We start from the raw sequence: 10,963 nt of genomic DNA on the forward strand, positions 1-10,963 counted from the left end.
CACGATGCTTGAAGAGTTCAGTTTTGGCTTCCCGATCCTCTCGTATCTGATCTTCCTCCCGCTCGCCGGCGCGGCGGTGCTCTGGTTGATCGAAGACGAAGATCTCCTCAAGACGACGACATTGGGTATCACCCTGGTGGAACTGGCCCTGGCCTGCCTGGTGCTGGTGCGCTTCGTGCCGGATTCCGCTGCGATGCAATTCGCCGAGCATGCGCGCTGGATGCCGGCGCTCGGCATCGGCTACCATCTCGCCGTCGACGGCATCAGCGTGCTCTTTGTAGGGCTGACTGCGTTTCTCACCGTGCTGGTCGTCATCTATTCCTGGGATACCGTACGCAATCAGGTCCGCCTGTACTTCATGGCGCTCTTGGCCCTAGAGACCACCACCATGGGTATCTTTGCCTCGATCGACCTGATTCTGTTCTTCGTCTTCTGGGAACTCATGCTCATCCCGAGCTACTTCCTGATCAAATTGTGGGGCGGAGGAGCAGAGCGCCATTACGCAGCCCTCAAGTATGTGCTCTACACACTCCTGGGCAGCGTCTTCATGCTGGTCGGCATCGCCTTGCTGGACATCAACTATCACCAGTGGGCCGTGACTCACCACCTCGACCACGTCTACTCATTCGACCTGCTGGAGTTACTCTCGGTCCCGATCCCGCTCTCCCAGCAGATTTTGATCTTCTGGCTGATGTTCATGGGATTCGCCTTCAAAGCGCCGGTGTTCCCATTTCACACCTGGCTCCCTGATGCCCTCGTTGAAGGACCCATCGGTATGGCCGTCATGTTAGCCGGGATGAAATTGGGTACCTATGGCTTCCTTCGTTTTACCTTCCCGTTACTTCCCGATGCATCGAAAAGCGAAGGCGTCGTCTCGATCGTCATGGTCCTGGCCCTCGCGGCAATTCTGTACGGAGCGGTGGTGGCGCTCGTTCAATCGGACTTCAAGCGCCTCCTCGCATTCAGCAGCATCAGCCACCTTGGGTTTGTGGTGGTCGGGCTCTTTGCTCTGAATTTCCAGGGCTTGCAGGGGAGCCTCCTGACCATGATCAACCTCGGTTTCAGCACCGCCGGCCTCTTCTTCATGGCAGGCTTCTTATCCACCAGACAACAGAGTTCCCAATTGTCCTCCTTCGGAGGATTCGCGAAACAGGTACCGCTGCTGGCCTCGTTCCTCCTGTTGATCGGTATGGCCTCCATCGGACTGCCTGGGACCAATGGTTTTGTGGGTGAGTTTCTGATCCTCCTCGGCGCCTTCAAAGCCAAATGGTGGTATGGCGCCGTGGCGGTCACCGGCGTCATCTTCGGAGCGGCCTATTTCTTGTGGTATTACGAGCGAGCCATGCTCGGCCCGCTGAGCAAGAATATCTCCGCCACGATCAAGGACCTGCACATGCGGGAAATCACCATCGCACTCTCACTCTCGGTGATGATCTTGTGGATCGGCCTGTACCCGTCACCCTTCCTGAGAATGATGAATGGATCGATTCAAGCCCTCGTCGATCGTTTGGATCGTGCCAAAGTGGCCTCGGTAGACACTGTCATCCACGTGCCGGCTAAGTAGGACCATGGCTGAATACACGCTGCTCATTATTTTGTTCGCGCCGTTTGTCGGGGCCCTGGCCCTGATCTTCGTCTCCAACCGCCAGCTCTCGCTGGTCCGCGGCATTGCAGCCGGCTCGGCCTTTGTCTCATTGATCGCTTCAGTCTATCTTTTCTATGCCTACGATCCGTTGAAAGGCGGCTACCAATTTATCCAGCGGATTGAATGGTCACGACAGCTGGGGATCTCCCTTCATCTCGGGGTGGATGGAATCGGCACCCCGCTGGTCCTGGCCTCCGGCATCCTCCTCTTCGCCGGCATTTTCGTCTCCTGGCACATCAAAGACCGGGTCAAAGAGTTTTACATCTGGATTCTGATTCTTGCCGCGGCGACCATCGGCGTATTCATGTCCTTGGATTTGTTCTTCCTGTATTTCTTCTACGAAATGTCCGTGATCCCCATGTATCTCCTCTTGGGCATGTGGGGGAGCCACACGAAAAAGTATCTCGAGATGACGGACGCCGAAGGCCTCAAGCAGCGGGATTCCGTCGGCTTTATCTTCAATTTCGGCGCGAACAGCAAAGAATATGCGGCCATGAAGTTGGTCCTGTTTCTGTCTGCCTTCGCCGTCGCGGCATTGATGGGTATTCTCCTGATTTACAAGTTCTCAGGACTCAACACCTTCGATATTCTGGTGTTGCGCGAGCAGGCCCATTTCTCGGGGCCTCTGGCCACGCTGATCTGGCTGTTGATCTTTTTCGGCTTTGCGTCGATCGCTCCGATCTGGCCGCTGCACTCCTGGTCTCCCGTCGGCCACGCGGCCGCCCCGGCGGCAACCAGCATGTTGCACGCAGGCGTGCTGATGAAATTGGGACATTTCTCGATTATCCGGGTCGCCTTCGAAATCCTGCCCGAGACCACCCGCGAACTCATGCCCATTGCCGCGGTGCTGTGCATCTTCAGCATCATCTACGGCGGGCTCGTCGCCTATTACGCAAAGGACACCAAATACGTCATCGGCTATTCCAGCTCCAGCCATATGGGCTACGTGTTCCTTGGCATGGCCGCCCTCGACTACATCAGCCTGAGCGGGGCCGTCATCTATATGTTCGCTCACGCTATGGCCACCGGGATGCTCTTCGCCATGGCCGGCTGGGTCTACGATCAAACCCACACCCGCGACATTCCCTCGCTGGGAGGCCTCTCCAACCGGATGCCATTTATTTCCGCCGCCTTCGTCATCGGCTGCATGGCCTCGATCGGAATGCCCGGCACCGTGAACTTTATCGCTGAAGTCATGATCATTGTCGGCAGTTGGAACAAATATCCCTTCCAGGTCGTCGTTGCCGTCCTCGGTATCGTGCTGACCATGGCCTATCTCTTCAAGATGATGCGCGGCCTGTTCTATGGATCCATGGCGGAGAAATACAGCCACTCACATGATGCCGTGACCGTCGTTGATCGTATGCCGCTGCTGATCATGATCACCGTCAGCATCAGTTTTGGAATTTTCCCGGGGCACCTCTACTCCGTCGTCCGATCCGGGGTTGATCCCTTGATCGCTCGTATCACCAAGGTCGTCCCGGTTGCGGAGCACCCTATGAACCTTCCACATGCCACCTCGCCAACCATACCCACATCTGCTTCCCGTGAAGCACTTGCGAAGGTGACCCCGCGATGACTTTTTCCCTTACCCTGTCAGTCAGCGATCTCCTGTTGCTGCTACCGGAGCTGTTCCTCACTGCCTGGCTGTGCGTCATCCTGATCGTCGATTTTTCGTTCAAACGGATCGTCCAGGAACAGCTCGCCTACCTGAGCATTCTTGGATTAGTGATCACGCTGGCCTGCCTGGCCTGGTTTGATGTGACCGGCATCACCGGCACCCTGTTCGGCAAGATGTTCGTGCTGGACCGGATGGCGATCTTCTTCAAAGTGATGATCCTCCTCGCCACGATCCTGGTCATTCTCTTGTCGATCGATTATGTGCACCGCTTTGCGTTCTTCCGTGGCGAATATTATTTCCTTGTCGTGATGTCGGCATTGGGCATGATGTTCATGACCTCCGCCAACGATTTGCTGTCGCTCTTCGTCACCCTGGAGTTCGCGACATTCGGCTTTTATGTCCTGGTGTCCTATCTCCGTGACGATGTGGCATCCAACGAGGCCGGTCTCAAGTTCTTCATCCTGGGAGTCTTTGCAGCGGGCTTGCTCGCCTATGGCATCAGCCTGGTCTATGGCGAAACAGGCAAGCTCGTCTTCTCAGACATGACTGGCGCAGCCCCGACTACCGGACTCGTCATCGGCTTCCTGCTCATTTTTGCGGCCTTGGGATTCAAGATCGGCGCGGTCCCATTCCATTCATGGATCCCGGACACATACCACGGCGCACCGACGCCGGTCACCGCCTTCCTGTCGATCGCACCCAAGGTAGCCGCCTTTGCGATTTTGCTGCGCCTCTTCTTAGTGGCGCTGGCGACCTTCAAACCGGCCTGGGCATTGCTCATCGTGGCAACCTCCATCCTCTCGATGACCTACGGCAACATCGTGGCGATCGCACAACGAAATGTGAAACGTTTGTTAGCCTATTCCGGTATCGCACAAGTCGGCAACGTGCTGATTGGTCTGGCGGCGGGGACCAAGATGGGGACCGATTCCATCTTGTTCTACCTCCTGACCTATCTCTTTGCGAACCTCGGAGCCTTCGCCGTTATCATGGCGATCAGCAATGCAGTGGGCAGCGATGAAATCGATGACTACAGAGGACTCAACCGGCGCTCGCCGTTTCTGGCCTTTGCTATGCTGATTTTCCTGTTGTCGCTGGCCGGAGTTCCCCCCCTCGCTGGTTTCATCGGCAAGTTGTATATTTTTGTCGCCGCGATCAAGGAGGGGCTCTATATCCTGATCACGGTCGGCCTCATCAACATCGTCGTGTCGATGTACTACTACCTGATCGTCGTCAAGAAGATGTACATCAACGAACCGCTCGATTCTTCTCCCATCAAGACGACGGGTCCGTTACGGGCGGTCATCTATGTCGGATTGGCCGGCACACTCGTGATCGGTATCTATCCACAGCCGTTCCTCGACTGGGCCGTAGCCGCCACGCTGATGTTTTCCAATCTTCTAGGCCCTGCCGCTTCCATTCCCGTACCAGTCGTGCCGTTCGGCGGGTAAGGGCCAGCTTCGATCCGCCTTACGAATTCAATCAAATCCCTTCGCGTATCAATAGCTTCTGCTACAATACAATCGCCTGATCGGTGAGCGGTTCGCCGAGGCTCTGCAGCCTTGCTCGGACGCTTCTCAATACCTCCGCCTGGTTCTCGCATGAATATGGACGAACCGAAACCCCAACAGGCCGTCAACACAGACGTGGAGTCCGTCCTTCCTACCCTTCCCTGGAGCGCACGTATTCTTTCGCGTCTTTCTATTCTTGGGCCGTTGGTCCTGGCATTTCAGAACCGCTCCATTGAACAACGCGTACTCGCTGGCTTCGGCCTCGTGTTTGCCGGCATCCTGGTCATTTCTGCCATTTCGTATCGCAATATGACGGTGCTCATCCGAAACGGTCATCACGACCAACGGAGTCACGAGTTCATCCAATCCCTGGCCGCGACCGGGGAGGCCATCGACGATGCAGAAAACGGCCACCGACGATTCCTGGTCACCGGGGACGAAAGTTACCTCTCCGCCTACAACACCCTGCAAGAACGCGCACCGGAATACCTCGGCTACCTGCGGGAACTCACCGAGCCGGGCAGCATTCAGCGCGCACGCGTCACCCAACTGGAACAGTTGATCACCCAACAACTGCGGGAAGAGCGAGCCGCCATCGACCTGCGAAAGGAGACGGGGTTCGAGTCTGTCCGGACATTGGCCCTGGCCGGTGTCGCCAAAACCGCGCTCGATTCCGTCCGTCGACTGCACGCGCAGATGGAGCAGGACGAAACCAAGGCTCTCGCGCAACGGGTCATCGAATCCACCACGACCACGCGCTCGAGCATCATCCTCCTGATCATCGGCGCCCTTCTGCTGTTCGTACTGCTGGCTGCCGTGTACTATCTGATTCGGCATGACATTACGGCACGGCGGCGGATTGCCGATGAACTCCAGCGCCGGGGCGAATTGCTGGAGGCCGCCAATAAAGAGCTGGAGGCGTTCAGCTATTCCGTCTCCCACGACTTACGAGCCCCGTTACGGCATATCGACGGCTACGCCTCGCTGCTGGCCAAGGCCGCCTCCATCTCGCTTGACGACAAAGCGAAGCGATACTTACAGACGATCTCTGAATCCGCCACCAGGATGGGACAACTCATCGACGATCTGTTAGTGTTTTCCCGGATGGGGCGACAGGAAATGCTGCGCGGGACGGTCAACCTGAACCAGTTGATCGCCTCCGTGCTGCACGATCTGCGACATGACTTGCAAGATCGGACAATCTCGTGGACAATCGCTCAACTCCCTGAAGTCACGGGGGATGCAGCCATGTTACGACAGGTCTTTATGAATCTCGTGGCCAACGCGATCAAGTTTACCGGTACGCAGCCGCAGGCTACGATCGAGATCGGAAGCCGTGACAACGGGCAGCAGGAAGCGGTGTTATTCGTACGCGACAATGGGGTAGGATTTGATATGCGCTACGCGAACAAGCTGTTCGGCGTCTTTCAGCGGCTCCACCGAGCGGATGAGTTCGAGGGGACGGGTATCGGACTGGCCAATGTCAGACGCATTATTCACCGGCATGGCGGGAAGACCTGGGCAGAAGGTGCGCTCGGCGAAGGCGCGACCTTTTACGTCAGCCTCCCGTTGGCGAGGACATCGGCATGACCCTGACCAAACCCATATTACTGGCGGAAGACAATCCACGCGATGCCGAGCTCGCTCTGGCGGCGATGGAAGAACATCACCTTGCGGACAAGGTCATCCTCTGTCACGACGGCGCCGAAGTATTGGATTACCTCTACTGCCGTGGCCACTTCAAAGCCCGGCTCCAGGGCAATCCCGCGGTGGTACTCCTCGACTTGAAGATGCCCAAAGTCGACGGCCTCGAAGTGCTGCGTACCATTAAGAGCGACGCCGCCCTGAAACCCATCCCCGTGGTGATGCTGACATCGTCCAGGGAAGAGCGGGACCTGGTTGAAAGTTATGCTTTGGGCGCCAACGCCTATGTGGTCAAGCCTGTCGAGTTTCATCAGTTTCTCAAAGCCGTCAAAGAGCTCGGTGTGTTCTGGGGAATGATCAACGAACCGCCTCCTGAGGGGGCGAGCCGCGTAACCAGCCGATGACCTAACCCCCGTTCAGGACTCTGTTCCCGATACACACGATGACTCAGCCGTTGCGCTTCATCCATCTTGAGAGCAACCCCGCCGACGCGGCGCTGATTGCCACGACCCTCCGGGACGCCGGCATTCTATGCCAGCTGAAACAGGCGCAGACACGTGAGGAATTTCTGGCCGCACTTCGCCAGGAGGGGTTCAGTCTCGTCCTTGCTGATACCGCCGTCCCCGGCTTCGACGGAGCCACCGCCCTCTCCCTCGCGCGCACCCTGCATCCCGACGTGCCGTTTCTGTTTGTCTCCGATACACAGGGAGAAGAGTTTGCCATCGACATGATGCAGCACGGCGCCACCGATTACATTTCCAAGCAGCGCCTGGGGCGCCTCGTTCCCTCCATCAAACGAACCTTGCGGGAACTCGACGAGCGGCTGGAACGGAGACGGGCGGAGGACGCCCTGCGGGTGAGCGAAAAGCAGTTTCGTCAGGCCCAGAAGATGGAAGCCGTCGGACGTCTCGCCGGAGGACTTGCCCATGATTTCAACAATCTGTTGACGGTCATCATGGGACACAGCCAGGTGCTCTTGGGAGAACTGCCCTCAGGCAATCCCATCCGCGCCAAGATCGAAGAGATGCAAAAGGCCGGGGAGCGAGCCGCGAGCTTGATTCGCCAACTCATGGCCTTCAGCCGGAAACAGCCGTTGGAACCGAAAATCCTGCCCTTGAATTCGGTCGTCGGCAATGTAGAAAGCATGCTCCGGCGACTCATCGGTGAAGACATCCAACTCGTGATCCGCCCTGATCCTTTTAACGGCCATGTGAAGGCAGACCCCGGACAACTGGAACAGGTCCTCATGAATCTGGTCGTGAATGCCCGGGATGCCATGCCCAACGGCGGCCTGCTGGCGATCGAAACCTCGCAAACGGAACTGGCACGGACCCCGATGCATCATCTCCACCCGCTGCCATTGGGACAGTATGTGAAACTCACTGTCACCGATACCGGATGCGGCATGAATGCCGACGTGCTCGCCCATCTATTCGAACCGTTTTTTACAACGAAGGAAGAACACAAGGGTACCGGACTGGGGCTGTCGACGGTCTTCGGCATCGTGACGACCTGCGGAGGCGGGATCGATGTGTGGAGTCAGGTCGGGCATGGCACCACCTTTGACCTGTATTTCCCGCGCGTCAACCCGCAAGCCACTACTGCGGATGCCACCGCGCCGCAAGGCCGCCTGCGCCAGGGATCGGAAACCATTCTTCTCGTCGAGGACGATAGCGGGGTGCGCAACCTGGTCCGTCACGAGCTGGTCAAAACCGGCTATCAGGTAATCGAGGCCAAGAATGGCGTCGAGGCCTGTCTCACGGCCACACAGCAGAGTTACCATGTGGACCTTCTGCTCACCGATGTGGTCATGCCGGGGATGAACGGTCGCGAACTGGCACAACATCTGTCCGTCATCAAGCCGAACCTCAGGGTGCTGTTCATGTCGGGCTATTTGGACGATATCTCCGTGAACAGCGGCATGGACCCGCATCGAACGACGTTCCTCCAAAAGCCTTTCACCCCCGACCTCCTCTTGCGCACGGTACGCGCGTTGCTCGATTCCTCCGCTCCCGCGACGGGGAGCGCACCACACCACTTTCCCCCCGACCAAGCACCGCGCACCGCACGAGCCTCCTGACGCCGCGCCTGCGCACACCGCAGACACCACCGGAAATTTGACCCTTTTGCGCATCCTTTTTATACTGAGGTCGCGCGAGACCGGAAATGCACACTCACAGAGGTCGACGGGAGGAAGGAGAGACGTTCGTCATGCGTGGCCGCTGCCTGAAAGACCGACGATCCGTTCGCCGGCTGAAGCTCCTGTGCGGGTGCCTGCTCACGCTCTACCTCAGTAGCGGACTCCAAGCCGATGCTGCGCCTCCCGCCGGGGTGCCATGGGAGCGCTTGACCACAGGCATGCAGGTGGCGCTCTGGAGCCCCATCGAAGCCTGCCCCCACGTCCCGTCCCTGCTCATGCTGCACATCGACCCGGAACGGTTCCGGTTCTCCATCTATCAGTATCGCGATGAAGGTCTCCGTGCCCCGCTCTCGATCCACGACTGGCAGCAACGGACCGATGCGTACGTCTTATTTAATGCGGGCTTGTTTCGAGAGGACTACTCGTACTTGGGTGTCTTATTGAAAGAAGGGCGGTCACTCGGCACGAAAAAACATCACTCATGGCAGGGACTATTCGCGGCGGAACCGACCGACGGCAGGCTCCGGAAGGCCCGTGTGCTGGACCTTGCCTTCGACGGATTTACAGAAGAAGCCCCACCCTACCGGGAGGCCGCACAATCGCTGATGCTGTTCGACCGGACGGGAAAACTCCGGGTCCGGGACAGCGGGAAACGGGCGTTTCAAACCGTGGTTGCCGAAGAAGGGGAAGGCGCAATTCTTGTGATCAAAACGGTGGATGTCGTCTCGCTTCACCACCTCGCCGACTGTCTCCACCGACAGATCCCGTCGATCCAACAGGCCATGGCTATGGACGGAGGCGCCTCTTCGGATGTGATCGCCAGCCCGGATCTTCTCCATGCCGCCCAGGAAACCACATCGCAAGCCACCTGGCGATCACTCCTGACGGGCAATATTGGCGTGCACATTCCGCTGCCGACTGTCATCGGCATCAGCCCCCGGACGCACCCGCGCACCATGCCCGCTCCGGATGCCTCAACATCATCACACAGCCGATGACCAACGCCGATCTACCGTCCAGGCGAGACGGGAAAGCCGGCCTCAGTCCAGGCATTCATGCTGCCCACGACATTGTAGACGTGCGTATAGCCCAAATCGGCCAACGTCTCGGCGGCAATGTTGCTGCGATGGCCGGACTGGCAATACACGACGATATGGTCGGTCAAGGCCGCGCCGAGCTCCCGATGCCGCGTCTTCATCTCGCGAAAGTCGATATTTCGATCGGTCCCCGGAATCATGCCGGACGCATGCTCCTCGGGCGAACGCACATCGACCAACAGGAACCCCTTCGCCCCGGTCGATGGTGCCTTGAGCAGACCGGCTCGCAGTTGCTGAACCGTCAAGGTATAGGAATGATACGCGAAGGTGGGCTGCGGCCACTCCAGGAGGAGACCGCACAGCACGCCCACGCAGAGAAGACCACTCAGATATCTCATGGTCGCCGCTCCTTTGTTCATACCGGGAAGGTTGACGAACGTCCTATGATAGGAGCCTTATGAAAAGCTGGTCAAGAGTGGTTGCCGTTTCCTTGCTCCTGGGTGCCTCCGGATGCGGGGAAGGGGCCATCATGGTCAAAGAAGTCGACGACGGCGGCGTGGTCGTCTACCCCTATCGCGCCGAACAGGGCAACTTACTCTCGTCCTTCCGGAAAGAAGCCGTGCGGCTCATGGAGCAGAAATGCCCAGGGGGATGGGCGACGGTGCGCGAAGGGGAAACAAAGGGACGGCTGCGCCAAGCCAGTCCCATCGCGGGCTCGAACGATATCGTCGAGGAACGCCGTTGGGGCATTCAGTTCCAGTGCAAATGAGCTAGGAAGAAATGTCGCGCCCCTGCATGAGATCATCGATCGTCAGGAGGCTCACGACCTTCACTCCGGTGGCCTCCACGCGGGCACGGCCGTCCTGCTCTTTCCGATCGACGATGACCACTGCATCGGTCACCTTCAACCCCGCCTCTCGCGCGGCCGCGATGGCCTTCAGCACGGACCCCCCGCTGGTTAACACATCATCGACGATGAGGGCCCGATCTCCCGCCTGCACGACACCTTCAACCAATCTGCCCAACCCATGGTCCTTCGGCTGCTTCCGGACAAAAAATGTCCGCCACTCCCGACGAGGCGTCGCCAAATAAGCAAAGTCTGAAATCGTCGTCGCAATCGAGATCGCTCCGATCTCCAACCCTCCCAGACAATCGATGTCGAGCCCCTTGGTCACTTCCCACGCCCGTTGCGCCATCAAGTGACGCGCGTGAGGAAAGGCCATCAAGGTCCGGCAATCGACATAAAACGGGCTCGTCAGACCCGAGGCGAGTTTGAAGCCGCCCTTCGGATCCCACTTGAACGACTGAGTCTTGTGAAACGCGGCGATCAGATCATCGTGCAGCATAACCGTTCTTTCCATGCGG

At 58.2% G+C, this 10,963-nt stretch carries 10 protein-coding genes; 8 read left to right on the forward strand and 2 right to left on the reverse strand.

Translation table 11 applies throughout. From position 1 onward, the window contains the following. The first annotated feature begins 4 nt into the window (after nt 1–4). The 7 genes from NSND_RS13015 to NSND_RS13045 all read left to right on the forward strand — a co-directional run bounded on the left by NSND_RS13015 (nt 5) and on the right by NSND_RS13045 (nt 9,559). Nucleotides 5–1,564, forward strand: coding sequence for a complex I subunit 4 family protein (locus NSND_RS13015; RefSeq protein WP_080879408.1), 1,560 nt, complete (start codon nt 5–7; stop codon nt 1,562–1,564). A 4-nt stretch (nt 1,565–1,568) separates the two neighbouring features. After that, nucleotides 1,569–3,224, forward strand: coding sequence for a complex I subunit 4 family protein (locus tag NSND_RS13020; protein ID WP_080879409.1), 1,656 nt, complete (start codon nt 1,569–1,571; stop codon nt 3,222–3,224). Beyond that, nucleotides 3,221–4,717, forward strand: a complete 1,497-nt coding sequence (locus tag NSND_RS13025; RefSeq protein ID WP_080879410.1) for an NADH-quinone oxidoreductase subunit N — start codon at nt 3,221–3,223, stop codon at nt 4,715–4,717. The genes NSND_RS13020 and NSND_RS13025 overlap by 4 nt, the downstream gene beginning before the upstream one ends. Before the next feature lie 150 nt (nt 4,718–4,867). Further along, the gene (locus tag NSND_RS13030) at nt 4,868–6,367 is read left to right on the forward strand and encodes a sensor histidine kinase (RefSeq protein WP_080879411.1); all 1,500 of its coding nucleotides are present in this window, start codon (nt 4,868–4,870) and stop codon (nt 6,365–6,367) included. After that, on the forward strand, nt 6,364–6,825 hold the full coding sequence (locus tag NSND_RS13035) for a response regulator (protein ID WP_200810531.1): 462 nt from the start codon (nt 6,364–6,366) through the stop codon (nt 6,823–6,825). The genes NSND_RS13030 and NSND_RS13035 overlap by 4 nt, the downstream gene beginning before the upstream one ends. Before the next feature lie 38 nt (nt 6,826–6,863). Further along, the gene (locus NSND_RS13040) at nt 6,864–8,501 is read left to right on the forward strand and encodes a response regulator (protein ID WP_080879412.1); all 1,638 of its coding nucleotides are present in this window, start codon (nt 6,864–6,866) and stop codon (nt 8,499–8,501) included. A gap of 131 nt (nt 8,502–8,632) precedes the next feature. Further along, nucleotides 8,633–9,559 carry a phosphodiester glycosidase family protein gene (locus NSND_RS13045; RefSeq protein ID WP_080879413.1) on the forward strand — a complete coding sequence of 309 codons (927 nt, stop codon included), beginning with the start codon at nt 8,633–8,635 and terminating at the stop codon, nt 9,557–9,559. Between the two features lie 11 nt (nt 9,560–9,570). Here the strand turns inward: NSND_RS13045 and NSND_RS13050 are convergent, their stop codons facing one another. Continuing rightward, a complete protein-coding gene (locus NSND_RS13050; RefSeq protein ID WP_080879414.1) occupies nt 9,571–9,996 on the reverse strand; it encodes a rhodanese-like domain-containing protein in 426 nt (141 codons plus the stop codon). A gap of 59 nt (nt 9,997–10,055) precedes the next feature. On the opposite strand from NSND_RS13050, the gene NSND_RS13055 reads away from it, so the two are divergent. Further along, nucleotides 10,056–10,367 (forward strand): hypothetical protein, encoded by a 312-nt coding sequence (locus NSND_RS13055; protein WP_080879415.1) that lies wholly within the window; start codon nt 10,056–10,058, stop codon nt 10,365–10,367. Nucleotide 10,368: 1 nt separating this feature from the next. Here NSND_RS13055 and pyrE read toward each other — a convergent pair whose 3' ends face one another. Beyond that, nucleotides 10,369–10,944 carry an orotate phosphoribosyltransferase gene (gene pyrE, locus NSND_RS13060; RefSeq protein WP_159450775.1) on the reverse strand — a complete coding sequence of 192 codons (576 nt, stop codon included), beginning with the start codon at nt 10,942–10,944 and terminating at the stop codon, nt 10,369–10,371. Nucleotides 10,945–10,963 lie beyond the last annotated feature (19 nt).

Origin of the sequence: Nitrospira sp. ND1 (assembly GCF_900170025.1) — a bacterium.
Lineage (GTDB): Bacteria > Nitrospirota > Nitrospiria > Nitrospirales > Nitrospiraceae > Nitrospira_A.